This window comes from Kribbia dieselivorans NBRC 106261 (assembly GCF_001552435.1).
Classification (GTDB): domain Bacteria; phylum Actinomycetota; class Actinomycetes; order Actinomycetales; family Dermatophilaceae; genus Kribbia; species Kribbia dieselivorans.
Window position 1 is genome coordinate 22,687 of record NZ_BCRE01000007.1, and the last position, 26,991, is coordinate 49,677.

22 protein-coding genes and 1 tRNA gene are annotated in these 26,991 nt (G+C 65.5%); 11 read left to right on the plus strand and 12 right to left on the minus strand.

Annotation, left to right across the window (positions count from 1 at the left end; translation table 11 throughout):
* Nucleotide 1: 1 nt before the first annotated feature.
* The 7 genes from KD1_RS01220 (at nucleotide 2) to KD1_RS01250 (ending at nucleotide 13,066) form a co-directional block, all read left to right on the plus strand.
* Complete coding sequence (locus KD1_RS01220; RefSeq protein ID WP_068396368.1) at nucleotides 2-2,806, plus strand: DUF8741 domain-containing protein; 2,805 nt, start codon at nucleotides 2-4, stop codon at nucleotides 2,804-2,806.
* Nucleotides 2,806-6,693: an Eco57I restriction-modification methylase domain-containing protein gene (locus tag KD1_RS01225; protein WP_068396372.1), complete on the plus strand. Its 3,888-nt coding sequence runs from the start codon at nucleotides 2,806-2,808 to the stop codon at nucleotides 6,691-6,693. The genes KD1_RS01220 and KD1_RS01225 overlap by 1 nt, the downstream gene beginning before the upstream one ends.
* A complete protein-coding gene (locus KD1_RS01230; RefSeq protein ID WP_157073097.1) occupies nucleotides 6,677-7,375 on the plus strand; it encodes a hypothetical protein in 699 nt (232 codons plus the stop codon). Before KD1_RS01225 ends, KD1_RS01230 begins: the two co-directional genes overlap by 17 nt.
* A 224-nt stretch (nucleotides 7,376-7,599) precedes the next feature.
* Nucleotides 7,600-8,400, plus strand: coding sequence for a hypothetical protein (locus KD1_RS01235; RefSeq protein ID WP_068396379.1), 801 nt, complete (start codon nucleotides 7,600-7,602; stop codon nucleotides 8,398-8,400).
* The gene (locus KD1_RS01240) at nucleotides 8,393-9,265 is read left to right on the plus strand and encodes a hypothetical protein (RefSeq protein WP_068396382.1); all 873 of its coding nucleotides are present in this window, start codon (nucleotides 8,393-8,395) and stop codon (nucleotides 9,263-9,265) included. Before KD1_RS01235 ends, KD1_RS01240 begins: the two co-directional genes overlap by 8 nt.
* Nucleotides 9,266-9,315: 50 nt before the next feature.
* Entirely contained in the window at nucleotides 9,316-11,877 is a 2,562-nt protein-coding gene (locus tag KD1_RS01245) for an AAA family ATPase (RefSeq protein WP_068396385.1), read from the plus strand.
* Nucleotides 11,849-13,066, plus strand: a complete 1,218-nt coding sequence (locus KD1_RS01250) for an McrC family protein (protein ID WP_068396388.1) — start codon at nucleotides 11,849-11,851, stop codon at nucleotides 13,064-13,066. Before KD1_RS01245 ends, KD1_RS01250 begins: the two co-directional genes overlap by 29 nt.
* A gap of 3 nt (nucleotides 13,067-13,069) precedes the next feature.
* Here KD1_RS01250 and KD1_RS01255 read toward each other — a convergent pair whose 3' ends face one another.
* The 5 genes from KD1_RS01255 to pcaD form a co-directional block, all read right to left on the minus strand.
* A complete protein-coding gene (locus KD1_RS01255; protein WP_068396391.1) occupies nucleotides 13,070-13,363 on the minus strand; it encodes an addiction module antidote protein in 294 nt (97 codons plus the stop codon).
* 128 nt (nucleotides 13,364-13,491) lie between these two features.
* A complete protein-coding gene (locus tag KD1_RS01260) occupies nucleotides 13,492-13,989 on the minus strand; it encodes a nuclear transport factor 2 family protein (protein WP_068396394.1) in 498 nt (165 codons plus the stop codon).
* Entirely contained in the window at nucleotides 13,989-14,642 is a 654-nt protein-coding gene (locus KD1_RS01265) for a 3-oxoacid CoA-transferase subunit B (RefSeq protein WP_068396397.1), read from the minus strand. Before KD1_RS01265 ends, KD1_RS01260 begins: the two co-directional genes overlap by 1 nt.
* A 1-nt stretch (nucleotide 14,643) precedes the next feature.
* On the minus strand, nucleotides 14,644-15,435 hold the full coding sequence (locus KD1_RS01270; RefSeq protein WP_068396468.1) for a CoA transferase subunit A: 792 nt from the start codon (nucleotides 15,433-15,435) through the stop codon (nucleotides 14,644-14,646).
* Nucleotides 15,436-15,473: 38 nt separating this feature from the next.
* Entirely contained in the window at nucleotides 15,474-16,250 is a 777-nt protein-coding gene (gene pcaD / locus KD1_RS01275) for a 3-oxoadipate enol-lactonase (RefSeq protein ID WP_068396400.1), read from the minus strand.
* A gap of 93 nt (nucleotides 16,251-16,343) precedes the next feature.
* On the opposite strand from pcaD, the gene KD1_RS01280 reads away from it, so the two are divergent.
* Nucleotides 16,344-17,228 (plus strand): LysR family transcriptional regulator, encoded by an 885-nt coding sequence (locus KD1_RS01280; RefSeq protein WP_068396402.1) that lies wholly within the window; start codon nucleotides 16,344-16,346, stop codon nucleotides 17,226-17,228.
* Between the two features lie 21 nt (nucleotides 17,229-17,249).
* Here KD1_RS01280 and catC read toward each other — a convergent pair whose 3' ends face one another.
* Nucleotides 17,250-17,525: a muconolactone Delta-isomerase gene (gene catC / locus KD1_RS01285; RefSeq protein WP_068396408.1), complete on the minus strand. Its 276-nt coding sequence runs from the start codon at nucleotides 17,523-17,525 to the stop codon at nucleotides 17,250-17,252.
* A 222-nt stretch (nucleotides 17,526-17,747) separates the two neighbouring features.
* On the opposite strand from catC, the gene KD1_RS01290 reads away from it, so the two are divergent.
* Nucleotides 17,748-19,115, plus strand: coding sequence for an MFS transporter (locus KD1_RS01290; RefSeq protein ID WP_083541891.1), 1,368 nt, complete (start codon nucleotides 17,748-17,750; stop codon nucleotides 19,113-19,115).
* A gap of 79 nt (nucleotides 19,116-19,194) precedes the next feature.
* Here the strand turns inward: KD1_RS01290 and KD1_RS01295 are convergent, their stop codons facing one another.
* Both KD1_RS01295 and KD1_RS01300 read right to left on the minus strand, forming a co-directional pair.
* The gene (locus KD1_RS01295) at nucleotides 19,195-20,715 is read right to left on the minus strand and encodes a multicopper oxidase family protein (RefSeq protein ID WP_068396412.1); all 1,521 of its coding nucleotides are present in this window, start codon (nucleotides 20,713-20,715) and stop codon (nucleotides 19,195-19,197) included.
* 9 nt (nucleotides 20,716-20,724) lie between these two features.
* Complete coding sequence (locus KD1_RS01300) at nucleotides 20,725-21,186, minus strand: hypothetical protein (RefSeq protein WP_068396415.1); 462 nt, start codon at nucleotides 21,184-21,186, stop codon at nucleotides 20,725-20,727.
* Nucleotides 21,187-21,441: 255 nt separating this feature from the next.
* Between KD1_RS01300 and KD1_RS01305 the strand changes: the two genes are divergently transcribed.
* A tRNA-Ile gene (locus KD1_RS01305) sits at nucleotides 21,442-21,515 on the plus strand.
* A 44-nt stretch (nucleotides 21,516-21,559) separates the two neighbouring features.
* On the opposite strand, the gene KD1_RS01310 is transcribed toward KD1_RS01305, so the two are convergent.
* The 3 genes from KD1_RS01310 to KD1_RS01325 form a co-directional block, all read right to left on the minus strand.
* On the minus strand, nucleotides 21,560-21,979 hold the full coding sequence (locus KD1_RS01310; protein ID WP_068396418.1) for a type II toxin-antitoxin system VapC family toxin: 420 nt from the start codon (nucleotides 21,977-21,979) through the stop codon (nucleotides 21,560-21,562).
* Nucleotides 21,976-22,209, minus strand: a complete 234-nt coding sequence (locus KD1_RS01315) for a FitA-like ribbon-helix-helix domain-containing protein (RefSeq protein ID WP_068396419.1) — start codon at nucleotides 22,207-22,209, stop codon at nucleotides 21,976-21,978. Before KD1_RS01315 ends, KD1_RS01310 begins: the two co-directional genes overlap by 4 nt.
* 1,102 nt (nucleotides 22,210-23,311) lie before the next feature.
* Nucleotides 23,312-24,559 (minus strand): AlbA family DNA-binding domain-containing protein, encoded by a 1,248-nt coding sequence (locus KD1_RS01325; RefSeq protein WP_068396420.1) that lies wholly within the window; start codon nucleotides 24,557-24,559, stop codon nucleotides 23,312-23,314.
* 52 nt (nucleotides 24,560-24,611) lie between these two features.
* Between KD1_RS01325 and KD1_RS01330 the strand changes: the two genes are divergently transcribed.
* On the plus strand, nucleotides 24,612-26,399 hold the full coding sequence (locus tag KD1_RS01330; protein ID WP_068396421.1) for a hypothetical protein: 1,788 nt from the start codon (nucleotides 24,612-24,614) through the stop codon (nucleotides 26,397-26,399).
* A gap of 51 nt (nucleotides 26,400-26,450) precedes the next feature.
* On the opposite strand, the gene KD1_RS17610 is transcribed toward KD1_RS01330, so the two are convergent.
* Complete coding sequence (locus KD1_RS17610; RefSeq protein ID WP_083541892.1) at nucleotides 26,451-26,897, minus strand: DNA-processing protein DprA; 447 nt, start codon at nucleotides 26,895-26,897, stop codon at nucleotides 26,451-26,453.
* Between the last annotated feature and the right edge of the window lie 94 nt (nucleotides 26,898-26,991).

Genomic DNA, 26,991 nt, shown 5'->3' on the forward strand with positions numbered 1-26,991 from the left:
AATGGGATTCCAACCCGGGAGCCTCGTAGCCGCACGCGGCCGCGAGTGGGTGGTGCTGCCCGAGAGCGCCGACGATCTGTTGGTGCTCCGCCCCCTCGGCGGCACCGACGACGACATCGCTGCGGTGTTGCCGGCGATCGAGCAGGTCAGCCCCGCGTCGTTCCCACCGCCGAGTCCAGACGATCTCGGTGACCAAACCAGCGCGGCGCTCCTGCGCAGCGCCCTGCAGATCGGCTTCCGCTCCAGCACCGGCCCATTTCGCAGCCTCGCCGGCCTGGCCGTCGAACCCCGCTCCTATCAGCTGGTGCCGCTGCTGATGGCCCTGCGGCAAGACACCGTACGTCTGCTGATCGCCGACGACGTCGGCATCGGCAAGACGATCGAGGCAGGCCTCATCGCCGCCGAACTCCTGGCCATCGGCGACGCACGTGCAACGTCGGTGCTGTGCAGCCCGGCCCTCGCCGAGCAGTGGCAACGGGAGCTGCGCGAGAAGTTCGGTCTCGAGGCCGAGTTGGTTTTGCCCAGCACCGTCAAACGTCTCCAACGAGGGCTCGTCGGCTCGGAGACGATCTTCGAGCGCTATCCGGTGACGGTGGTCTCGACCGACTTCATCAAGGCAGACCGCCGCCGACACGAGTTCCTGCGGACCGCTCCCGACCTGATCATCGTCGACGAGGTCCACACCGCGGTCGCCGACGGGGGACTGGGCGGCAAGGCCCGTACTCAGCGCTACGAGTTGGTCCGGGCTTTGGCCGACGACCCCGAGCGCCACCTTGTGCTGGTGTCGGCCACGCCCCACAGCGGCAAGGAGGAAGCCTTCCGCAATCTCATCGGCCTGTTGCGCGACGACCTCGCCACGGTCGACTTGGAGCGGCAGCAGGGGCGTGAATCGCTGGCCCGCCACTTCGTGCAGCGACGTCGAGCCGACATCCGCCACTACCTCGACGAGAACACGCCGTTCCCCAAGGACCGGGAGACCAAGGAGGTCTCCTATTCGCTGTCCCCGGAGTACAAGTCGCTCTTCGAGGACGTCCTCGCGTATGCCAGGGGGTCCGTCCGCACCGAAGGCACGGCGGTGGAGAAGCGCGTGTCCTACTGGTCGGCGCTCGCCTTGCTCCGCACTCTGGCCTCCAGCCCGCGCGCCGCAGTCCAGACGCTCAACAGCCGAGCCGCTCGGGTGTCATCTGCGGAGGAGGCAGACGCGATCGGCCGGGCGGTCGTGCTCGATCAGGCCGACGACGAGGCAACCGAGGCCGCCGATGCCACCCCGGGGGCAAACGACACGGAGACGAATAGCCGCGAGCAACGGCTCCTGCGGGACTTCCGCACTCGCGCCGGACAACTCGAAGGCAAGGCGGATGCGAAGTACGCGATGTTGCTCAAGACGGTCAAACAGCTTTTGGCCGACGGCTTCCAACCCATCGTCTTCTGCCGCTTCATCGACACCGCCGAATACGTGGGCGAGCGCTTGGCAGCGGATCTCAAGCGCAACACCACCGTCGCCACCGTGACCGGCACGTTGCCGCCGGAGGAGCGCGGCAGGCGTATTCGGGAGCTTGGAGCCATCGACGGTAACCGGGTGCTGGTGGCGACGGACTGCCTGTCCGAGGGGGTCAACCTCCAAGATCAGTTCCAGGCGGTCCTTCACTACGACCTGGCGTGGAACCCGACCCGACACGAACAACGAGAGGGGCGTGTCGACCGCTTCGGCCAGCGGTCCGATGTGGTGCGCGCCGTCACCCTCTTCGGGGCAGACAATCAGATCGACGGCTTGGTGCTCGACGTGTTGCTTCGCAAGCACGCGGCGATCCGCAAGGCCACCGGCGTCAGCGTGCCTGTGCCGGACAGCAACCAAGCCGTCGTCGAGGCCTTGATGGAGGGCCTGCTGCTCCGCGGCCAGGACGCGTACCAGGAGAGCTTCGACCTCGGCCTCGACACCCAGGTCAGGGAACTGGACCGGGAGTGGGAGAGCGCGGCGGAGCGGGAGAAGCAGTCGCAGACCAAGTACGCCCAGAACGCCATCCACCCCGAGGAGGTGGCGGTCGAGGTGGCCGCCATCCAGTCGGGGATCGGCACCCACACCGGCGTTCAGAGCTTCATCGAGTCCGCGCTCCGCGCCTTCAACTCCACGATCCGCACCGTCGAGGGCGGTATGACCGCGACAATAGGCACCCTGCCGACCGGATTGCTCGACGCGCTACCGCCCGGGCGACCGGACCCCATGACGCTACGCGACGACTTCCCGGTCGGGCGTGGGGAAGCGGTGCTGCATCGCACCGATGACACGGTGTCGGCGATTGCCAACTATGTCGTCGAGGCGGCCCTGGATCAGTCCCTGCCTGACCAACTGCGTCCAGCCCGTCGCTGTGCGGCTGTGCGCTCGTCAGCGGTCAGCACCCGAACCACCCTTCTCCTGGTGCGCTATCGCTTCCACCTGACGCTTCCCAGCCGCTCTGGCGAGCGCACAGTAGTGGCCGAGGACGCGCGACTCCTGGCGTTCGAGGGATCACCGAACAACGCCCGGTGGCTTGACGACGCGGAGGTCGAAGCCCTGACCGAGGCGCGGGCCACCGGCAACATCCCGGAGGCGCAGGCAGCCGATTTCGTGCGTCGCGCGGTCGACGGGCTTCCCGTGCTGAGCGGTCACCTTGATGGAGTCGGTGATGCTCTGGCCGAGGAGATCACCGCGTCCCATCGACGGGTGCGTCAGGCCAGCGGCGAGATCAAGCGCGGTCTGCAGGTCAAGGTCGAGCGACCCGCCGATGTACTCGGCGTCTATGTGTTCCTTCCCGAGGTGGTGGCCTGATGAGCGACAACAGCTATGTCGGTGTTCGCATCGAGGGTGGATTGCTGCCCTCGTCCTTGCTGGGACGCCTGGCCGACGTCAAGTCGGGAGGCTTGGATGGCAGCGCGAGTGCCGACTACGGGCTGGCGCACGGGGAAACCGTGCGGGAGGCCGCCAACCGGGTGTGGGCCTACTTGCGCACCGTCTGGGCCGGTTACCGGTCGGCGCTGGCCGACCTCTCCGAGTCGGATCGCGCGACGACCCTGACACGGGAGCGGTGGCTGCTGATCCTGCTCGACCAATTCGGCTACGGCCGAGTCCCACCGGGCAAGGGCCTCGACGTCGATGGCAAGCACTTCCCGGTCTCACACGCGTGGGGCCAAGTCCCGATCCATCTGCTCGGTTCGCGTATCGACTTGGATCGTCGGACCAGCGGTGTCGCCGGGGCAGCCGGCCAAGCGCCGCAGTCGATGGTTCAGGAGTTGCTGAACCGCTCCGACGACCACCTGTGGGCGGTGCTGTCGAACGGCTCGACCCTTCGCCTGCTCCGCGACTCCACCAGTCTGGTCGGCAGCGCCTACATCGACTTCGACCTCGAGGCGATCTTCGACGGGGAGTTGTTCAGCGACTTCCTCGTGATGTTCACCCTCGCGCACGCCAGCCGACTGGCGGTGCGTGACGAGGAGATTGGCGCCGACTCCTGCTGGCTGGAGCAATGGCGTGAGACAGCGGTCGCGGCAGGCTCCCGCGCACTCGACCAACTGCGTGTCGGCGTGGTCGAGGCGATCGAGACCCTCGGCAGCGGGTTCCTCGCCCACCCGTCCAATGCCGAATTGCGCGCGCAGGTGGAGGCCGACGAGATCTCGTTGGCCGACTACAACCACGCCTTGCTGCGGGTCATCTATCGGCTTCTCTTCTCCTTCGTTGCCGAGGACCGGGGTGTGCTGCTCGACCCGGCGGCGCCGCCAGAGGTTCGGCAGCGGTACATCGACTACTTCTCTACCGACCGGTTGCGCCGCGTGGCGCGCAAACGACGCGGCGGCCGTCACGGGGACCGCTGGCAGGCACTCAATCTGGTCTGGTCGGGTTTGGGCCGGTCAGGGGGACGCCCGGAGCTGGCCCTGGCGGGGATTGGCGGCCTCTTCGAGCGTGGGCCTTTGGACTTCCTCGCCGACGCGCAGTTGTCCAACGAAGCGCTGCTGGGCGCCGTGCGGGCGCTGAGCCAGGTGTCGGAGAAGGGCAGCGGCCACACTCGATTGGTCGACTACAAGCACTTAGATTCCGAAGAGCTGGGCTCGATCTACGAGTCACTGCTCGAGTACGTCCCGCAGTGGGATGCCGCCAATCGCCGATACCACCTTGGTTCGGCTGCAGGGAACAGCCGCAAGACCACCGGCTCGTACTACACGCCGACCTCGTTGATCGAGACCTTGCTCGACACCGCGCTCGACCCGGTCATTGCCACCGCAGCCAAGGGTGCTGCCACCCCAGACGACGCGGTGGCAGCACTGCTCGGCCTCACGGTCTGCGACCCGGCCTGTGGATCCGGGCACTTCCTTGTCGGCGCGGCCCGACGTATCGCCAAAGCGCTCGCCGCGGCCCGCGCAGGCGACCCCGAGCCGCCGCCGGAGCAGGTTCGTTCGGCGCTGCGCGAGGTGATCGGCACGTGCATCTACGGCGTTGACATCAACCCATTGGCAGCCGAGCTGGCAAAGGTCTCGTTGTGGCTTGAGGCGATGGAACCGGGCCGCCCGTTGGCGTTCCTCGACGCCCACATCAAGGTCGGCAACTCCCTCGTCGGCGCGACTCCTGCACTCTTGGACGCTGGACTCCCGCAGGACGCGTTCAAGGCGATCGAGGGAGACGACAAGAAGGTCGTCTCTGCGCTGGCCAAGCGCAACAAGGAGGAAGCACCCGGCCAGGGTTCGCTGTTCGGTGTCGATGAGGCGCGCACCAGCAACGCGGAGCTCGTCCCGGCGGCCGCAGCGCTGACTGGCATGGGAGCATCGATGGCCGACGTCCATGTTCAACAGCAGCGGTTGAGGCAGTACGTGGACTCCGACGCCTACCGATCAGCGAAGCTTCACGCCGACGCCTGGTGCGCGGCCTTCGTCTGGCCGAAGACGAACGACGCGGTGACCTGCCCGACGAACGGCGCACTGGAGGACATCCGTCGAGGAGCGATCACCGACGGGATGCGTGCCGAAACCGAGCGGCTGGCGAGCGAATACCGCTTCTTCCACTGGCACTTGGAGTTCCCGCACATCTTCCCCACGGAGCGCCCGGAGAGCGGCGGGACGATCAACCCGGCTACTGGCTGGTACGGCGGCTTCAGCGCGGTCCTCGGTAACCCGCCTTGGGAACGCGTCAAGCTGCAGGAGCAGGAGTTCTTCGCCAGCCGCGACCCAGACATCGCGAACGCCCCCAATGCAGCGGCGCGCAAGCGACTGATCAAGCAGTTGCCCGACACTAACCCGGCGTTGCACGGATCTTTCTTGGCGGCCAAACGGCGTGCAGAGGGCGAGTCCCACGTACTGAGAAACTCCGGGCGATTCCCGCTGGCTGGGCGAGGCGACATCAACACGTACGCCGTGTTCAGCGAGGGCAACCGCGCGATCGTCGGGGAGCGCGGTCGTCTGGGCATCATCGTGCCCACGGGCATCGCCACGGACGCCACCACGCAGTATTTCTTCCGGGATCTCGTCGAGACGGGTGCGTTGGCCAGCCTGTACGATTTCGAAAACGCCAAACCTTTGTTCGATGGTGTCCACAGGTCCTTCAAGTTTTGCCTTCTGACGCTTAGTGGGCGCGACTCGCGAGTGCCTGCGGCCGACTTCGCATTCTTCGCTCACGACCCGGTGGATCTCAAGAAGGACGATGTTCGCTTTACTCTTACGCCAGAGGAGATCACCCTTCTCAACCCCAACACCGGTACTTGTCCCGTCTTCCGGTCCCGCCGCGATGCCGAGATCACGCTTGGTATCTACCGCAGGGTGCCAGTGCTGATCAACGAGAATGACCCGGAGAACGGCAACCCCTGGGGCATCAAGTTCATGACGATGTTCCACATGTCCAACGACTCTCACCTTTTCCACACCCGCGACGAACTGGAAGCCGACGGATGGGTACTTAACCGCAACGTCTTCGAGCGCCCAATTTCGAACGGGGGGGGGGTGACCTTTGAGCGCATGTTGCCGCTCTACGAGGCCAAGATGATTCACCATTACGACACCAAGTGGGCCACGTACATGCCTGACGGCTCGACACGTGATGTCACGCCCGAGGAGAAGCGCGACCCCGACTTCCACGTCATGCCCCGCTATTGGGTCCACAAGAAGGAGTTGAAAAGACTCCTGCCGGACGAATTCAAAGGAACCGGGTTCTTCGCCTTCAGGAACATTGCGCGGGCGACTGATGCTCGCACGATTATCGGAACGCTGATCCCGGTCGTTCCAGTTGGGCATAGCATGCCCCTGATGTTCAGCCACGGGGGTAGAGTGCTGCAGGCTGCGATGACTTCCATCGCGATGGACTACGTCCTTCGGCAGAAACTCGGAGGAACCAACCTCACCTACAACTACATCCAGCAACTGCCTATGCCAAAACGGCAGGTGGTAGGTGCCTGGCCTATGTTGGATGATCGAGTCGACCGCCTCAACTCCCAGTGGCTTGACATTGACACCAATGCCCGACTTCGCGCGGAGCTCGATGCGCTGATGTTCCACCTGTTCGGCGTCTCCCGCGCCGACGCCGACTACATCATGGAGACATTCCCCATCGTCAAGCGCAACGATATGAAGGCCTACGGCGAGTACCGCACCAAGCGACTGGTCCTTGATGCTTACGACCGCCTGGCCCCCAAGAGCCAAGCGGTCGAGGAGGGGTTGAGCCATGCACCCACCCAGTGACGAGGTGCAAGCGGAACTCCGGCCCCTGATCGCCGCGAACCAGAATCGGCTCGGCGATGTGTACCGTCTGCTTGATCGAGGTTGGACGAACCAGAGGATTGCTGCGGAACTGGGAGTAGGAACGAGCGGTTTCGTCGCCAATCAGCGTGTGGCCATCCAGGCGCTTCTCGAAGGCCGGAATCCGAACGGTCCGCGGATGGCCGACCAGGTGGCCTCGGCCGTGCGCGGCGTGACCAGAGGCGCTCAGTTGTCGGCGGAGGCTGCGGCATACATCGACGCACTTCTGGATGCCCTTGCTGGCATCTCTGGAAGTCACCCTGCCCCTCGACCCAAGTCCGCAGCCGCTCAAACGAGTCCAGCCGGTGACACGTCCTCGAACCTGAGGGACGACTTCGACTGGGAGATCAAGAAGCGCCTCACCGGCCTGATCGCTCGTCTCCGTGAGTTGGGAATCGATCCGGATGACTACTCTGCAGCAGTCTCTGCGCCGTTTGCTCTTGACGTCGTCATGCGCTTGGTCGCGGGCGGACACATGAGCACCACCTCCCGCGAACTCGTGGACCGCCGACGACTCGACCTCTCCATCGAGCAGTCCGTCATCGACTGGTCGGTGGACCTACCCCTGGCCGCGTCATTGATAGAGGACGCCCGCGGGCGCATCGACTACTGGAGGAGCATGTGATCGCGCGCATCCCTTTCAGGACGGTCGTCGCGATCCCGTTTGATGATCAACCCATGCCGTCTTGGGGGACAGCCGCGAAGTTGGTGAGTGCTCCCACTAACGCAATCTACCTCGAGTGGGGTGAAATAATCCGCGGGTCCATCCTATGTGGAGTCCGCGATTGGGCGGAGCGGCGAAAGCATGGTCGAATAGGTGGGTACGAGATTTGGCGACGAGGTTTCCACATGCTCTCCCACCTTGAGGTCTTGCGCGATCGTCACACGAACGGCGTCTTCCGTAGCGCGATTTACGAACTCGAGGACGGGAGTGAGAAGACGGCTTCCTCCTATCTCATCGGGATGGCGGTGGCTCTGGCCGTTTGTCGGTGGAGCAACGAGGCAGACGCACTCTTGCACTACGACTCAACGCATTCGATCTGGAGTGGAACGAGGCCAGATCTCGTGGCTGCACACGAGCCGAAAACTCACTTCATTGAGGTGAAGGGTCGATATGAAAAGTTTGAGCAGAAGGATATGGATGCGGCCGTTGCGCAGTTGACTCGACACCCGCTTTCGTCGAGGACCCGGCGCGCCGCAGCAATCGCCACCCGATTTAGGTCGGGGAGGATGCAGGTGCACAGACAGACGTGGCATACGCGTGAGGCTCGATCTGTGTCCTTGACCACTGATCGCGTCGTCTCCGCGGACCTTCTCGAAACCTACGAGCCCGTGGCAATGGCGATTCGGGAGGCTGCGTTGGGCACAGGCTCCTGGATGCTGCAGCGCACCAAGACGTCAGATGGACGGTTCGTGATCGTCACGAACGACCTCATCGGGCTGACGATCGGCCTACAAGAGGGTCTCCTCGATCGTGTCACCGGCCACCTTTCGCCGGATGGTCTGCACCAGGTTGACTCGCGGTTCGATCTTGATGAACCGCGTGAGGTGGACGCAGAGGAGCTGCCCGGCAGGTGGTCCTCCAGCGACCTGTTTCTGGCGTGGTCGCCCGACACCACCATTGACGAGATTGGACGTCACGATGACTGACCAGGTGGAGCTGATGTTGCCGCTGTACGAAGCGAAGATGATTCACCACTACGACCATCGGTGGGCTACCTACGAACGAGACGGCTCCATACGTGACGTGACACTCGAAGAGAAGCAGGACCCCGACTTCGTTGTCCTGCCGCGCTACTGGGTCCGCGAGTCTGTCGTGAAGGATCGGCTCAATGGGCGCTGGGATCGAGACTGGCTGCTGGGGTGGCGTGACATCTGTCGAAGCACCGACGAGCGAACAATGATCGCGAGCATCGTGGGTGCAGGCGCCTCTCCGGAGGGTGGCACTCTTCTAGCGCTCCCAGAACGATCAGTTGTAGCGCCAACCGTGCTGGCGGTCTGGGACTCTTTCGCGTTTGACTTCGCCGCCCGTCAGAAGGTCGGTGGCACGCACGTCAAGTACTTCACCGTCCGGCAACTTCCAGTGCCACACCCGGACACATTCTCCAAACCCTGCCCCTGGGAACCGACAGGAAGCAGCGGGTCATGGTTGACACGCCGAGTCGTGTTCTTGCTTGCGGATTCGGACGATATGACGCCTCTTACCGATGAGTTCGGGGCCCGGATCGGATCTGGCGGGTGGGGAGTCCACCGCCATTTGATCCGTGCTGAGATTGACGCTGCAATCTTCCACCTCTTCGGCATCGCGAGAGACGACGTGGACTACATCATGGACACCTTCCCCATCGTGAAGCGCAAGGACGAAGCGGCCTACGGGGAGTACCGGACCAAGCGACTGATCTTGGACGTGTACGACCAGATGGCCGAGGCGATCGCGTCGGGAACAACGTACGCGTCACCCTTCGACGCTCCGATCGATGGGAAGCAGGGAGTTGGGCTCGTCGTGACTGACTGACGTTGTCCGTGGCAACTGAGAGGCTGGGCGCAGACGTGGGAGGAGATCTGATGGCCGAGGGCACCGAAGTTGGGGTCGACCCAACTCCGCCTGAACTGCGAGCGTTGGGACAGGAGTACGTGCGCGCGATGCGCGATAGTGACTCGGTGTTCACACCTGGCCGGGCGATCTGGGCACCGGCGAACGCCCTTGAGTTGCAGGCGGCGTTCCATGACCAGCCCGATCATGGAGGACGCACGTTCGCGGCGAAGCTTGAGGGTCAACTCGCGGGAACCTCCGATGGGGAGCTCCAACTCTTCGCGGAACTGTGGTTCGCCAGTCTCGCACCGTTGACCGACTACACCCCCAGTACGAAGCGATCCCTCATCCAGGGGGTCCTGAACAAGATGGCGACCCCGGTCGACCTGCCACCGGTCGTCCTTGAGGCACTGCCCAAGAGTGCCGTCAAGGGTGGGCTGGCCTTCAAGGCGAGACGCCCGATTCAGTTGACGTTGCTGATTCGGCTGGCGGTTGCCATCACGTCGATGGGTCGCGAGGAGCGTCGCGAAGCGCTGTCCGAACCCCGGCGATGGCGGTCCGTGCTCGACTCCGTCCTGGACCCCAAGGAGCCAGCACAGCGGCGGGCGTTGTCTTGGCTGCTGTTTCCGGACTACTTTGTGCCCGTCGTCAGCACCCAGCACCGGACCGCGATCCGCGGGGCCTTCACCGACCTACTCGACGGATCCGAGGTGGACGAGGACGACGAACTGTTCCGGGTACGGGACGAGCTGAACCGGCGAGGTGCCGGATCGAGCTTCTACGAGGAGCCGATCATCGATAGGTGGGACCCGGAGCGCCGGATCTCGGGAGTTCCGATCTCTGCCGATCAGCTGTCGGCACGTACGGAGTACAAGACCCGAGGCTATGTGGTGGCTAGTGCCGCCATCGACCTGATCCCTGAGGGGCGGTGGTCCACATTCAGCGACATCGCGGAACTCGCCGGACTCATCCCCGGTCAGGTCGGAGGGTACGTCAGCAACGTCGAACACACCGCGGGTCACCGGGTCATCAAGGTCGGCGGAACAACCTATGGCAACGATGGCCAGCTTGCCCTCGAGGCGGAGGGCGTCGAGTTCAGTGAGCGCGGGGTTGCGGATCCGACGAAGCGGATCAGCAAGGAGGACCTGCGCGAGCAGCTTGGCGCGGCAGGACTGCTTCCCACGGTGGGTCGCCGGGCGTGGTTGGTGCGCGGCAGCAGCGTGAACGGCAAGGACCTCGTCCCCCTATGGCGGCAGGAGGGCTGGATCTCCTTGGCGGCATCCAATCTGCGCGAGGTCTCGGCGGGTCTGACCCGTGACGAGCTCAAGCCGATTGTGGACGAGGACTACGCCCACGCCTCCTACTCAGTGAAGGGGGAGAAGCTCGACGAGTTTCACTTCTTCCTGACCAGGATGGAGCCAGGGCACCTGATCACCACAGTCGACCAAGGCCGGCTGTATGTGGGCACGCTGGTGGGGGAAGCTCGCTATCAGAGGTCAATGGAGGGCGACTCCAACTTGGTGCGTGATGTCGAGTGGGCGGGCGATGAGGGCATCGACTACGCCGACCTACCCGCCGAACTTGCCGCCAAACTTAAGGTGCAGCGTGACGTCGTCGACCTGACCCAGCTCTACGACACCCTCGAAGGCTTGCTCGAGACCGAGACGGAGAACGTCCCTCCGCCGGCTGTCGAGAAGGTCGAACTCAAACCTGCCACGGCTGAGCTCGCCTTGGCCCTGCACGTCCCCCAAGCATGGTTGCAGGAGTGTATCGACCTGCTCAATGACCGGCCGCAGCTCGTCTTCTACGGTCCGCCCGGGACGGGGAAGACGTACCTCGCGCAGGAGATCGCCAAGCATGTCGCGGGGGAGAACTATCGCCTCGTCCAGTTCCACCCCGCGTACTCATACGAGGACTTCTTCGAGGGCTACCGGCCGGAAGAAGGCGGGGGATTCGCTCTCAAGCCCGGACCCTTGCGCAAGATCGTCGATTCCGCTCGTGAACATCCCCGGGATGCACACGTTCTGATCATCGACGAAATCAATCGTGGAAACCTTGCCAAGGTCTTCGGGGAGCTCTACTTCTTGCTTGAATACCGCAAGGAAAATGTCGAACTCCTCTACGGCGCACGGGACTTCAACCTCCCGGAGAACGTCTTCATCATCGGCACGATGAACACCGCCGACCGTTCCATCGCACTTGTCGACGCTGCGATGCGCCGACGGTTCGCCTTCCTTCCACTCCACCCTTCTGAGGAACCAACGAATGGGATCCTCCGCTCATGGCTCGCCCAAGAGGGCTACCCTGCGCGGGTCGCAGACCTGCACGACGAGCTCAACCGCCGCATCGACGACGCCGACTTCAAGATCGGCCCGTCGTACTTCATGCGTCCCGCTGTCCATCGCGACGGTGGACTGGAGCGCACGTGGCGCACGTCGATCCTGCCCCTACTTGAGGAGCACCACTTCGGAGAACTCACTGGCCAACAGGTTCGGGCGCGCTACGGATTGGATGCGGTGGTTGCCGCCGTCGACCGGCGGAAGGCTGACCTCGCGGAGGACGTGGATGCGTCGGCTAATCCTCACCGAGGGTGACCCTGCCACCGCAATTCCCCTGTCGCAAGGGGAAGCGGAGGCACTGAGCGCGGCTGAACTTGCCGTGGTCAGCCGCGAAGCCGGATCACCGGAGTGGTGGGTCTCCGCGGGTACCAAGGTGGGGGTGGCACGTGTCGGCTCGTTGCACGTCACCATCCGGCCCAAAGTGACGATGGATCGGATGGTGTTCCTGATGGGCTATGCACGTAAGCCCACCTTCTGGCGCAACCACGCCGTGCTCCTCGACGTGGAACCGGACCTTCCCGAGGCGCTGGCGCATGCCTTCACCCGACTTGTCTACGGGGCCATCGAGCAGGGACTCCTTCAGGGGTACAAGACGGTGGATGACAGTCTGCCTGTGCTCAGGGGACGCATCCGGGTCGTCGACCAGGTCTCACGCCGCTTCGGGGTCGGTTTGCCGCTTGAAGTGATCTACGACGACTTCACCATCGACATCGCCGAGAACCAGATCCTGCTGGCAGCGGCCGTCCGCCTGCTGCGGATGCCGGGCTTGTCCGCGGAGGCACGACAGAAGCTGCAGCGACTCAGACAGCAGCTCGTTGGGGTCTCCGAGCTCCGACGCGGAAGCGCTGTTCCGGTGTGGCAACCAACGCGCCTGAACGCGCGCTATCACGCACCACTCCACCTCGCCGAGCTGATCCTTGCAGGGGACTCGTTCGAACAACGTGTCGGCGATCTCGAGGTGAGCGGCTTCGTCTTCGACATGTGGAGGATCTACGAGGACTTCGTCACTGTGGCGCTCAGGGAGTCACTCGCACCCTTCGGCGGCGCTGCCTCCCTGCAGCACCGGATGCACCTGGACGAAGCGGAGGCGGTCCCGATGAGGCCGGACTTCTTCTGGACCAGCCTCGACGGGCATCAGGTCGTCGTCGATGCAAAGTACAAGGCTGAGAAGCCCGCAGGTTTTCCCCAGGCTGATCTCTACCAAATGCTGGCCTACTGCACCGTGCTCGGCCTCGACGAGGGTCATCTGGTCTATGCGAAGGGGAACGATATCCCGGCGTTGCACCAAGTGGTCGGCTCGGGTGTGACGATCATCTGCCACACCCTCAACCTCGATGCCTCACCCGCGTCACTCCTCCGCGAAGTGGATACACTCGCAGCGGACCTGGCGGTCGTCCAATTCGGTTCGCGACGTAGACAAGATCCTTCCTTGAGCCGGCCCTGACGCTCACGCGACGGGGTGGAGCTCCAGCTTGAGCCCGAGTGCGCGTGTCACTCTGTAGATGGTCGCGAAGTTCGGATTGCCCTCGTTCGACAACGCCTTGTGGAGGCCCTCGCTGCTCATCCCCACCTTGCGGGCAAGTTCACTGAAGTGCTGGGAACGGGCCATGACGCCGATCGCGTACGTGATGAATGCAGGGTCGTCGCCCGCCTCCTCGAGGGCAGCCTGGAGGTAATGGGCGATGTCCTCCAGCGAGGTGAGGTAGTCCGCCGAGTCGTACGGTGCGAACGCTTCAGTCATGGTCGTCCACTGGCCGCGGATCCGAACACCTGCAAGGACGCGACTCCGTAGCGCTCGCACACATCGCGCAAGCGCTCCGGGTCGACATCCACGGGCAGCACACGGCAAGCGTAGACGCGGCGCGCTCCTCAGGAGTAGCGCTCGACGGTGCGGGGGTCGGCGGCGGCGACGGCGGCCGGGTAGTCGAAGCGGCCCGGTGCCCATCCGGTGGAGGTGGGGGACCAGAAGAAGAACGTCACCTTGCGCTCCTCGAAGCGCCAGCGGCCGTCGGCGCAGCGCCGCATCCGGTCGGTGTACCGCCCGGCGGCGATGTGGGGCTCGTCGTTGACGACGCAGGGCTGGTCCAGCCACGTCTCGCCGGTCGCGACGTCCCCGTCCAGGTCGATGGTCTCGTTGCTGCTGAAGTGCCACCAAGCGGCCAGGGGCCCGTCCTGCAGCTCGGAGAAGAACGCCCGCAGATCGGCTCGTCCGGTCGCCGTCGACAGACCGACGAACGATCCGTCCTCCGTGAAGAGCTCGACCAGCTCATCCCAGCGACCATCGTCGAGGAACTGGCAGTAGCGCGCGCGGAGCTGCTGGATCTCGTGCAGGTCTTCGAGCCGCTTGATCCGTGCTTCGAGGTCCATCACGCCACCTCCCGGGCGTCGGTGAGCCCAAAAACGGGGGCGTCCGTCGCCGCCGCGAACTCCTCGGCGGTGACGTCGGGCGCGAGTTCGACGAGGCTGAACCCCTCATCGGTGACGGCGAGGACGCCGAGGTTGGTGATCACCAGGTCCACGACGCGCTGCCCGGTCAACGGCAGCGTGCACTCGCTGAGGACCTTCGACGCGCCCTCGCGGGTGGTGTGCTCCATGAGGACGATCACCTTCCGCGCTCCGTTGACGAGATCCATGGCCCCGCCGATGCCCTTGACCATGGCGCCGGGCACCATCCAGTTGGCCAGATCGCCGGCAGAGGAGACCTGCATCCCACCCAGGACGGCAACGTCGATGTGGCCACCACGGATCATGGCGAAGCTCTGCGACGAGGCGAAGAACGACGCTCCGGCAATCACGGTGACGGTCTGCTTGCCCGCGTTGATGAGATCGGGGTCCTCATCGCCGTCGTAGGGGAAGGTCCCCACGCCGAGGATGCCGTTCTCCGCGTGCAGCATCACGGTCGATCCCTCGGGGAGGTGGTCGGGGATCCTCGTCGGCAGGCCAATGCCGAGGTTCACGTACTCGCCGTCGCGCAACTCGGCGGCGGCGCGGGCCGCCATCTCGTCTCTGGTCCAGGCCATGTCACTCGTTCCCTTCCGCCACGGCAGCCACGGGTCGAGGCCCGCGGGTGGTGCGCTTCTCGATGTCCTTCTCATGAGCCTGGGCCGGCGTCAACGCCACGACGCGCTTGACGAACACGCCCGGCAGGTGGACCTCATCGGGCCCGATCTCGCCGACCTCGACCAACTCCTCGGCCTCGACGATCGTCACCCGCCCGGCCATCGCGGCGTCGGGATTGAAGTTACGGGCCGACGCGTGGAACACGCAGTTGCCCGCGCGGTCGACCTTCGCGGCCCGGATCAGCGCGTAATCGGTGACGATCGACTCCTCGAGCACCATCGGCGTGCCGTGGAAGGTACGGACCTCCTTGGCCGGCGACGCCGCCGCGATCGAGCCGTCGGGCGCGTAACGCCACGGCAAACCGCCCTCCGCAACGGGCGTGCCCACCCCGGTCGGGGTGAAGAACGCGCCCAGCCCGGCACCCCCGGCACGCATGCGCTCGGCGAGCGTGCCCTGCGGGGTGAGTTCGACGGTCAACTCGCCGGCGAGGAACTGACGGGCGAACTCCTTGTTCTCACCGATGTAGGAGGCGATGACCCGGCTGATGCGCCCCTGTTCGAGGAGCAGACCCAGGCCCGCGCCGTCGACGCCGCAGTTGTTCGAGACGATGGTGAGGTCGCGGGCGCCCTGCACGAGCACGGCTCCGATAAGGACCCACGGGATGCCCGCGAGGCCGAAGCCGCCGACGGCGAGGCTCGCGCCATCCGGGATGTCGGCGACCGCCTCGGCGGCCGATGCGACGACCTTGTTCAACCCGCGCGACGGAGCGTCGTTCGCTGACACCGCGGTGCTCACGCCTTCTCGCCCAACAGGTGGTCGATGATCGCGGGCGTCACCGTGGCGGGCTGCTCGGCGTTGGCCAGGTGCGCGGACTGCGGCACGACGAGCAGGCGACCGTCCTGGACGTTCTCCGCGATCTCGGCGAGGGCCGGGGGAGGGGTGGCCGGGTCGTCCTCGCCCGCGATCGCCAGCGTCGGCGCGGTGATGGTCGGGAGGTCGTCACGCAGGTCCATCTCGGCGATGACCTCGCAACACCCGGCGTAGCCCTCGGCGGGGGTGGAGCCGATGATCTGGACGCACTCGGCCTTGATGTCGGGGTTCGCATCGAGGAACGCGGGGGTGTACCAGCGGGCCACGACGGCCTCGGCGACGGCTTGGGTGCCGCCTTCGCGCACCGTCGCGGCGCGGTCGTGCCACGCCTGGGAGGGCGTCAGGTGCGCCCCGGTGCAGAGCACGACCATGCGGTCGACGCGCTCGGGGTTGCGGGCGGCCAGTCGCATGCCGGTCATGCCACCCAGCGAGAGCCCGACGAAGTGGGCCTTGGCGATGTCGAGGCGGTCGAGCAGGGCGACGACATCGTCGGCCAGGTTATCGATCGTGTACGGCCCGTCCGGCACGGGGGAGGACCCGTGACCGCGGGTGTCGTAGCGGATGACGCGGAAGTGCTGCTCGAGTTCAGCGAGGTTCTCGTCCCACATGCTCGGCAGGGCGCCGAGCGAGTTGGACAGAACCATGGCCGGACCCTCGGCCTTGCCGCTGACGATGTGGTGGACCTCAATGTCGCTCATGGGCTCCGAATCTAGGGGCGATCGCCCGGATGGTGAAGGATCGATTTCGCGCCGATCCGGATGTGCGAAGTCTTAATGGGTCATGATGGCGTGATGGAGCTTCGTCACCTGAGGTACTTCGTCACCGTCGCCGAAGAGCGTCATTTCGGCCGTGCCGCGGCGCGGTTGCACATGGCGCAGCCGCCGCTCTCCCAGCAGATTCGACAGTTGGAGGGCGAGCTGGGGTTGGCGCTGCTGACCAGGACGACACGGCGGGTCGACCTGACCCCGGCCGGCGCGGCCTATTTCGACCGGGCGCGCGAGATCCTGGCGGCCGTGGATGCCGCGGGGGACGAGGCCGACCGGATCGCTTCCGGCCGGACCGGGCGTCTCATCGTGGGCTGCGTCGGGTCGGCGACGTACTCGGTCCTGCCCGACATGGCACGGGCCCTGCTCGCTGAACTGCCGGATGTCGAGTTCGGGTTCCGTGGCGAGATGCTCTCCGGTGACCAGGCGGCGGCGCTGCACGACGGGTCGATCGACCTGGGCCTGATGCGACGGATCCCGGACCCCGCAGGGCTCGAGGTCATCCCGCTGCGCGAGGACCGGTTGCTGGCGGCGGTCCCGCGCGGCCACCGGCTGGCAAAGCGGAAGCGACTTCGGCTCGCCGATCTGTCCGGCGAACCGCTGGTGATCCACGCGGGCGGCGGACGCTCGACGATGAACACGACCGTCACCGCGCTCTTCGACGAAGCCGGGCTGGAGTCCAAGGTCGTCCACCAGGTCGCGGAGACCTCGACCCTGGTCACCTTCGTGGCCGCAGGCCTCGGCCTGGCCGTCGTGCCTGAACCGACCACGGCACTGGCCGTTCCCGGAGTGGTCTACGTACCGATCTCCGGCGTGGGTGGCATGGAACTCGTGGCAACCGCCCGCCAGGAGGACCCCAACCCCGTCTTGCGCCGGGCCGTAGAACTCCTGACGGGCTTGGCGGAGGTGTGAATGCGCACCTCCGTCTCGGAATCAGGCCTTCGAGGGGTGTGTGGCCAAGGGTGTGACCGTGATGTCCATGTAGGGGAAGAGCGGCAGGCTGGAGAGCAGGGTGTGGAGCTCGTCTCCGTCGGCGACGTCGAAGATGCTGATGTTGGCGTACTCGCCGACGATGCGCCACAGCTCGGGCCACTTGCCCGACTGCTGGATCTCCAGGGCCCGCGCCTTCTCCCGGGTGACGAGATCGGTACGCACGTCGTCGGCCAGGTCGTGGGGGATGGCGACATTCATCCGGACGTGGAACAGCATGAGTGGGCTCCTTCTTCTGGGTGAGGGTGGGGTGCCAGTGAAGCAGCCACGAGCCGCCAGCGTCGACCGCCCGTGTCGCGGATCGAACACAGACATGGGAAGTCTTAATGATGCGTAAACGGATACTTCACCTCTGGGTACCCAGGCGCCTACCGTCGTTCAACGGGTCACAACGCCGTACCTGCGACAGGTCGGGACGGCCCCCATCCCGAAAGGACTGTCATGGCAACGACCGAATCCCGGCCCGCTCCCGGAGTGGCCACTGAATCGGCATCCGAGGTGGCACAGCCGAGCCGCCAGGCGCTCTCGCGCGTCGCCGGCGCCGCGCTCATGGGCTCGGCGCTCGAGTGGTACGACTACTTCCTGTACGGCGCGGCCGCTGCGCTCGTCTTCGGCACGGTCTTCTTCCCCAACAGCGACCCCTCCGTCTCGCTGCTGTTATCGATGGCGACGTTCGGTGCCGGATTCGTCGCTCGCCCCATCGGCGCCATGGTCTTCGGCCACGTGGGCGACAAGATGGGGCGCCGCCCGGCGCTCGTGGCCACGCTGCTGCTCATGGGGTTGGCGACCTTCGCCATGGCCCTCATCCCGTCGTACGGCAGCATCGGTGTCGCCGCGCCGATCCTCCTCGTCGTGACCCGCCTGCTCCAGGGCATGGGTTCCGGAGCCGAGTACAGCGGCGCGTCGGTCTTCGCCGTCGAGTACGCCCCGGAGAACCGTCGCGGTCTCTACGGCTCGCTCTCCGCGGCGGGCGTCTACCTGGGTCTGGTGCTCTCCTCCGGCGCCATCTTGATCATGACGGCCATCACGACCGATGAGCAGTTCGTGGCGTGGGGTTGGCGTGTGCCGTTCCTGGCCAGCATTCTCCTGGTCGGCTTGGGGCTGTGGATCCGCCTGGGCCTGGAGGAAACCCCGGAGTTCGAGCGCGAGGCGGCTGAGGATGCCGACGCGGGTGTCGAGCGTTCGCCGCTGAAGGATCTCTTCCGCACGCAGTGGCGCAGCATGTTGCTCGTGGCCGGGCTGGTGGCGGCCCCGCTCGCGCTCAGCCACCTCTACCAGGTCTTCGCGCTGTCGTGGCTCAAGAAGTCGGGTTACGCCCCCGAGGTCGGCAGCATCGCCTTGGTGATCGCCGGTGTCGTCGTCATGATCGTGGCGCCGCTGGCCGGTATCGCCTCGGACCGGTTCGGTCGACGCCCGGTGCTGATGTTCGGCGCCGCGTGGGCCGCCGCGTTCGCGTTCCCGTTCTTCTGGCTCGTCGCCACGGACCAGCCTGGCCTGGCCATGCTCGCCATCGTCATCGCCCAGGGCGGCAGCGTGGGTATTGCCTTCGGTGTCCAGGGCGTGATCCTCTCCGAACTCTTCACGACCGGAGCGCGGTACAGCGGCGCCGCCGTCAGCCGCGAGTTTGCCGCGGTGATCTTCGGCGGATTCGGACCGTTCATCGCGGTCGCACTGTCCACCTCGGCCGGTGGTGACCCGTGGCCGGTGGCGCTCTATGTCATCGCGCTCGCGGCCATCACGTTCATTGCCGCTTACCTCGCGCCGGAGACCTACAAGAACAAGCTCTCGGACGACGTCGTCGTCGACTGACGGTCGCTACCTCCTGCGGTTCGAGGTATCACCCGTCGGAGCTCCGACGGTAATACCTCGAACCGCGTGTGGGCCGGCGCTACTCCGGTTCGTTGCCGGAGCTCGGCCCTAACCGGAATGGCGTGGTCACACCCTCGTACATGACGTGTGTCATGAGCCCCTCGCGAGCATGCGGCAGGTTGTGGCAGTGGTCCATCCAGATGCCCGGGTTGTCGGCGACGAAGGCGACCTCGAAGGTCTGACCGTGGTCGACGTCGAGGGTGTCCACCCACCAGGGGCTGCCGGTCGCGGCGACGCCGTCGCGGGCGAGGACGACCATGTGGTGCCCGTGGAGGTGCATCGGGTGGCTCTGCCCGCTGTTGTTGGCGATGCGCATGGCCACGATGTCGCCCTCGCTGACCAGGTACATCGGCACGCTGGCGCCGGTGTGCCCATTGATGGTCCACCAATACCCGGGCCGGCCGTCGAGGAATCCCGGGCGCCGTCCGACAGCCAGGGCGAAACGGCGATCCGGTGTGGTTGGGTCGAACCCCAGGCCGGTGGGTGTGCCGTAGGCAAGCGGGTCCAGGGTCGCGGTGGGGGAGCCGGTTTCGGGGGCGGTCGCATCCTTGGGTCCGATCACGAATGAGACTCCGGGCGCTTGCACACGAACCGCGCCGGAGGACGGAACGGTCACCTGGAGATCGGCCCGCCCACCGCCGGTCAGGGCCACCTTCGTGTCTCGCACCGGGGTCGGTCGGTTGAGGTCCGTGCCATCGATGGCCAGCAGTCGGTAGGCGCCGCCGGTCACCCATGCGGCGGTGTTGCCGTTGTCGGTGTTGGTGACGCGCACCCGGACCCTCTCGCCGGGTGCCGCATCGCGCCGGACCTCGCCGACCGTGCCGTTGATCGCGCGGGAGTTCGACGGGTAGGTGTGCAGCAACATGACCGCGTCATCGGGCCAGGCTTCGGTCGTGGTGGCGGGTTCGACGATGAAGGCGCCGTACAGGCCGGCCGCGACCTGGCGGTGGGAAATCTGGTGGGAGTGGTACCAGTAGGTGCCGGTGTCCTGCGCGACGAAACGGTAGGTGAACGAGGCTCCGGGCATGACCGCGTCTTGGGTGACGCCGGCGACGCCGTCCATGGCGTTGGGGACGTCGACGCCGTGCCAGTGCAGGGTGACGCCGCCGGCGACGTCGGCATTGCGCAGGGTGACTTCGACGAGATCGCCGTGGCGGGCCCGGATCTCCGGCCCGGGTGTCGTGCCGTTGAGGGTGTAGCCGTCGAACTGCTTGCCGTTCGTCGGGGTGATCTGGGCGGCCTTGGCGACCAGGGTGACGCGCACGTCGGCGGGTCCCTTGGCCGGGTCGACGAGGGCCGTGACGGGGAGCGCGGTGGTGCCGGGGGAGGCGTGCCCGCCCGGGCCATGGCCGCGGTCATGCCCATTCGAGGCGAGCCCGGTGATCGGGAGCCCCATCTCCGTGGCCGAGTACGACGCGGGCAGTCGACTGCTCCACCACGACCAGGCCACGACGGCAAGGACGGCCACGGCCAGGGCCGCCCCGAGACGACGGAGGGTGCGGGCAATGCGTCCGCCGGTTCGGGGCGGCGACTGGTCCATGACGCCCGGTCAGGCGGCTGGCACGGCAGCGTGCCGGCGCGCGGCCGGTTCGGTGGCAGCTGCGCCCGCCCGACGGCCGGCGACCAGGGCGGTACCGAAGAGAATGAGCGCGTTGATGCCGTGGAGGAGGCCCATGAACGCGACCGAGTGGCCCATCAGACCCAGCGCGATCTGGAGGGCGACGAGGGCGACGATGACACCGGCGAACATGACTCCGCCGGGGATCTTCGCGGCGAAGGCGACACCCAAGAGGATGAGCGCCACGAGCGGGATGACCATCATGCCGTTCATCCCGTGGATCATGAAGCCGGTGGCTTCGGGGAAATCGGGCAGGCTCTCCGACTGGAAGTCGATGGTCCCCCCGTCCTGCAAGTACTTCTCCATGCCCGCGATCGACCACACGGCGACGGCTGCTTGGAGCATGACCAGTCCGCAGATCAGATAGGCAAGGTACCGATAGGCGTTTCTCATGTGCGTCCCCCCTTTGGGACTCAAGCCGGGCCAACCCCGGCGCTGGAGTTGCCTGCTATGGCTGCGTAGAACTCACCGTGCAAACAGCCGTCTCTCAGCGTGATCCGACCTGAGGTCACCGTCAAGAGTCGTTATACCCTTGTAAACATCAGGGCCTAGTTTTTGTTGTAGGATGCGCCGTCGCCCATAGGGGTGGTGGGCTGACCGTCCGAGGCACCGACCCAGTAGGCTCACGTGGTTGCCCCAGTGGCACACGGGGCGTTAGCTCAGTCGGTCAGAGCAGCGGACTCATAATCCGTCGGTCGTGGGTTCAAGCCCCACACGCCCTACTGGATGGTTGACGCGCCCGCGCGATCGGCGGCGCTGCCGTCAGTCACCGGTCCCAGGGGTTGATCAGGCTGACACCCGCGGCGGCGAAGTCCTTCGTGTTGCGCGTGGCGCAGGCAGTTGCGTGGGCCCGGCAGATGGCAGCGATCTGCGCGTCGGCCATGCTGATGGGCAGGCCGGCGCGCTCTCGGTCCGCGGTGATCTCGGCATAGGCCTCGGCTGCCGACTCGTCGAAGCTGAGGATTGATCGGGTGGCTCGAAATGGCAGGAGCGCGGCATGGATGTTCGACTCGAGCGCGGACTTTCGCCGTCCCTCCGGCAGTCGGCGCACGCCGGCGAAGAGCTCCGCTAGCGTGATCGTGGTGATGGCCACGTCATCAGTCAGTGACGTCAACCACTCGACGACCCGCGGTTCCGGTTGCCGTCGAAAGGTTTCCGAGATGACGTTGGTGTCGAGGACGATCATTCGAACTCCACCGCGCGAGCTGTGTCCGTCCGCTCGGGAAGCTGCAGATCGTCGAATCCTCCGGCGGCCTGGGCGGCCTGCATGAGCGCGATTCCGATGTGGGGGCGTGCAGCGGCCCTAGTGAGGATTTCTCGGACCTCCGCCTCCATCGAGCGGCCGTGCTCACGAGCCAGCGCCGCCAGCCGCTCCTTGACCGAGTCGTCGAGCCCACGAACGACGATGGATGCCATGATGCCCACCTCCAGACAACCGTGATATCACCAATGATATCTCGGTTGCCGAGTTCAGTTGAAGCAGCGGACTCATGATCCGTGGGTCGCATCAAGGCGCGCAGCGCTATGCAGAGCCCCTATCGAGTCGCGAGGGTGATGCGCCAAGGTGGTTGTCGGTGGCTGCCCTCGGTTCGGCAACACGAAGCGCATCCTGCCAGTCTGCGCCACCCTCGCGCCACTCGCCGCTTGCGATGGAGATGGCTCGACCTCGCCGTCCCAGCGAACGACCCTGGGTGAAGTCAGCGGCCCGCTCGGTCAGGCCTATCCGGAGTACAAGTCGCTGGCGGTCCGGATCGCCGATCACGTTGCCGACCTCGACCAGGGTCTTGGTCCTGCGGCTCGCGGTCGGGCCGCACGAGGCTCTGGTGACGCCGACGACACGGCCAGACCCGCCCGAATGCCGATCATTAACGCCCTGCCGGATACGAGCACCTGCGCGCCGCGCTCGCGCAGGCGGTAGGGGCGCGTTCATCGCAGATGGCTGAGTCCAACCGACGACGGTAGATGTGCCTTCTCCGTTCCGTGATCGGCCGTGACGATGTCGTGGGCGACCTCGCGGGGGACTACTTGGCAGGTGTCGAAGGCGGTGACCACCGTTCGCCCGCACCGCCGACGAGCTCCTGGCGATCTTCCACGAAGTGTCACACTCGCCCGAGGCATACGACGCTGTGGTCACCCGCGATCACGGAGTGGATACAGACCGAGTCATCATCGGCCCCGCTTCGCACGGAGCGAGTCCGCAGAGACCAGCGTGACCTCGACGGGTGGGGAGCCGGTGACGGGACAGTCGAGCGCTACGAATACCGGTGCCACTGCGGCGACGGCGTCATCTTCGAGGAGCATGACAACAGCCCGGGCTTCCGCGAGCACGTGTGGATCGCCTGCGAGGAGTGCTTCACGGAATGGCGTTTCGTTGAGGGCAGGGGCGTACGGGGCTGGGCTCTACAGCCCGCAGCAGTGAGTTCCGCCGCCTGAAAGGCGAAGCAGAATCGCGCAGCGCATCGAGCTGAGGCGACCGCCACCTCGGTTCGATGCGGCGCTTGCGGGAACCGCGCTTCGCCTACTCTTCGCGGGCGGGCGGCTGGATCAGCAGCACATTGGAGATGCCACCCTGATTCACGCAGTCCTGAGCGAAGTCGTGAACGTGCCAGAAGAAGTCGGTTGCCGGTTCGCTGGCGTTTACGGTGACGTCAACCGGCGTGTAGCGGTGCAGTGGGACCGAGACACCGTCGTAGGTGAGGCCCATGGTGTCCTTCGTCAGGATCGTCAACGGCTGCTCGCCGGTCCACTCGATTCCAAGGCGCAGGTCGTACTCGTCGTTGTCGGTCGTCTCTGCTGTGGCTCTCGTGAGGGCCATCAGGTCGGCGATGGCGCACTCGATCGCGGCGGACTTGACCTGCCAGCCGTCGAAGTATCCGTCGCTGCTCATCCGATGCCCGCCTACGGCTCCAGCGACAGTCACGGAGCCGTCATGGTGGATGCTTATCCACGCTTCCTTCCAGATTGAGTGTTCGCCGGTCGCCGTGTTCACAGCTATCCAGCGGCGCAATCCTGGACGTGGGTTGTCGCGGTCGACGCTCTCCAGCGGGTGGATGCCTCCGCGCCCGGCGTAGGTGAGCGCCAGCCCCACGGTCCTCGTCAGAACCCCGCGCGCTTCCTCGCGTGTCAGCCGGTCGCGGAAGCGAGGGATGCGGGGGTGGGCCACCGCGATCAGCCAGGCGCGCTTGTCAGAGTCTCGACCTGCTGCTGCCTCGCCGTACAGCGAATCGAGAGCCTCAGTGGCGTGACGGCGCTCGTCGAAGCGGGCCCGGTACATCGCCTCGATCTGGCTTTCCTTCATCCACACAGTGTCGGAGTCGTTTCGTACCGGAGCCCCGAAGTAGTCGTTCTTGTAGATGAGGTGAGGCCCGTCGAGGCTCGCCGGCACCTCCACCACTACTGCCCGGTTGCCTACGTCTCCCAACCGATACACGTTGAGTCCGAAGACGGGTGGCGAGATGGCGGTGATCGCTGCGCTTCGCAAGGAGCGTTCGTAGGCCTCGTCGAACTCGCCCACATCGATTCGCTCGGTTGCTGCCTTTTGTGACTCGCGCACGCCGAACACGATGACGCCGCCGCCGCTGTTGGCCATCGCAGCAACGTCCTTCGGGAAGTCGGTTTGCGCCAGACCCTTCGCGGGAGGCCGCTCCGCCTTCCAATCCAGATCACTCGCTTCCACAGCGCCAACAGCAACAGCGGCGTCAAGTAGGGCGTCATCCACGGGGCCAGGCGAAATCCCGACCGCTCGATGAAGTGCTGTGAAAGTCATGGTCCCACCCTAGGGATAGGTCACGACTTCGATCGAATTCATCGCCTCGTCGGTGCTGAACTACGAGTCGTACCAGCGCCGTGCCTCGTGGGATTATTGGACTGTGCTTCAAGTCATCACGGGGATGTACTTCAGGGACGTGCGGCTCAACGAAACTGAGCATCGCCGGACCCTCTACACGAACGCCAACTTCGTGCTTCATCAGCGTGTTGACTTCCCCGTCGGTCACGTAGTCACGTCGACTGAGTGGTCCGCGATCAACACCGTCCTGGCTCACTTCACGGAGCGACTTGAAGCTGTTCGGCCGGACGGCAAGGACGACTTCATGATCTCCACTGGCGGGGACGCTATCGCTGATGACCTGGCAGTGGTCCTGTCGTTCGCGCTCAATGCGACGTTTACACCGATCCGCGCCAAGGCTGACCGTCTGATTAGCGAGCCGTCGGGTTCCTACCACAGCCCCGAGCCCGCTGACATCCTTCTTCGTACCTTTGGTCCCAACTTGATGCTTCGTGATGACGACGTCAAGGACCTCCAAAACTTCATGGGCGAACTCCTCGCTCTCAACCGAGGCGAGTACGAGGCCGCGATGCGAGCAATGCGCCGAATCGTCACCGCAAGCGAGCGCGTCGCCGAAGACCCGACGCTCGCGTACACGGACTATGTAGCCGCGCTCGAAACTCTGTCGGCCGGGTTCAACGTCGCCAGGCCAACCTGGGATCGTCTCGACCCGCGCAAGCGGCGCATCCTTGACCCGGTCCTCAACAGCCTCACCCCGACCGACGCTGCGCGAACCCGCGCGGCGATTCTTGAATCAGAGCGCGCCGGCATCAAGAACAGATATGTCGAGTTCGTCCTCGACCACGTCCGCCCCTCCTACTACCGAGAGGAGGCCACGGGGCTGAATCGTCCCGCGCAACAACCATCACTTCGACAAGTCGTGGCGAAGGCCTATGACGCCCGCTCGAAGAACCTGCACGAACTCCGCGAACTGTCCACCGGCACCTGGCTTCTCGTCGGAAGCGCCGAGACGGTCACACCGCCTGGGGAGACGCTGATGCTCACCCATGAAGGACTCAACAGGCTGGCACGACACGTCGTCCGAACCTACGTCCAGCGCGGATCGACGGAGAGGGACACCGACTACAAGTGGCGAGACCACCTGCCCAACGTCATCCAAGTCCAGTTGTCACCCGAGTTTTACCTCGGTCATGCCGACGCCATGCACCCAAGAACCGCCGCGACCCGAGCAGGCGAGTTCCTCAGCCATGCGATCGAGGCCATATCAGGACGAGGCGAGTTTACGATCGACATGCGCCCCGCACTGACCCGCATCGAGAAACTACTCGCGACTCAGCGCTCGCCCAGCGTCCGAGAACCCATGCTCGCCGTGTACTTGCTGTGGCATCTCCTCCTACCGCCAGAAGTCCACCAACCCGATCCGGGAGCGACACTGGATGTCGCCAGGGACGAACTTCATCGTCCGAGCCTGTACTCGTTCGCAGTCGCCCTACTTCTGGACCTGAAACCGTCTTGGGACGTCGACCAATGGTGCGAGCTGGCCGAACAGCGATACGAGGAGCTCCACAGTCGCCGCCCCGTCGAGTTCCCCGCGAGGTTCGACTCTGCGCTCTGGCTCTACGTCGCAGAGGTACTGCAGCGTGAAGGCGCGCGGCATGCCGCCCAGGCAGCTCTCGCCCGAGCGATTGAATGCACCCCTGGCCACGAAGAACTGTTGTCCCTAGAGCGCCAGGCAGCGACCGGAGACACGATCAGCCCGGACGTGAGGGACTTCCTCATCGGCTCATCTCCAGACGAGGACCAGTCAGCCGAAAGCTGACCACCTGCCACGGACACCGCCCTCCGAGCTGGCTCGCATCCGTTTGAGCGACTAGCCGGCCGGGCGGATTCGCTTGCGGACGAGGGAGCATGTCCGACCCCAACTCGGCGCGCGCAACGCTCGTGCGTCGCCCTGCCCACTTTCGAGCATCCTCGTGACATCGCTGCTCTCGGTGACCATCGAGGCGACCCCACGCTTGATGATGTCGTTGCTTCCTTGACTGACAGCACTGGCCGGACCGGGGACCGCGTCCACACCACGGCGTAGCGCATGCGCGTATCGCGAAGGGGGATCGCCCGGAACCGACTCAGCCTCCGGGACCACCGTGTCCCCGGACGGCGCGACGAGCAGACGACCACGCGCCAAGAACCCGTTCCGACTCGGCACGACGCCGGGTGGAAGCTCGCTGGTCAGCAGGCCGACGTCGCTGATCTGCTCCAGCAGGTCGCGGTGAGCAGACGGGTAGGCGCGGTCAAACTCCGCATGCGGGACGGCGATCGCCTGCCCACCCTGAGCGAGCGCGCCACGATGCGCCTAGCCCTCGATTCCGAAGGCTCCTCCCGCGATGATGACTCGTTCGTCATCAGCATGG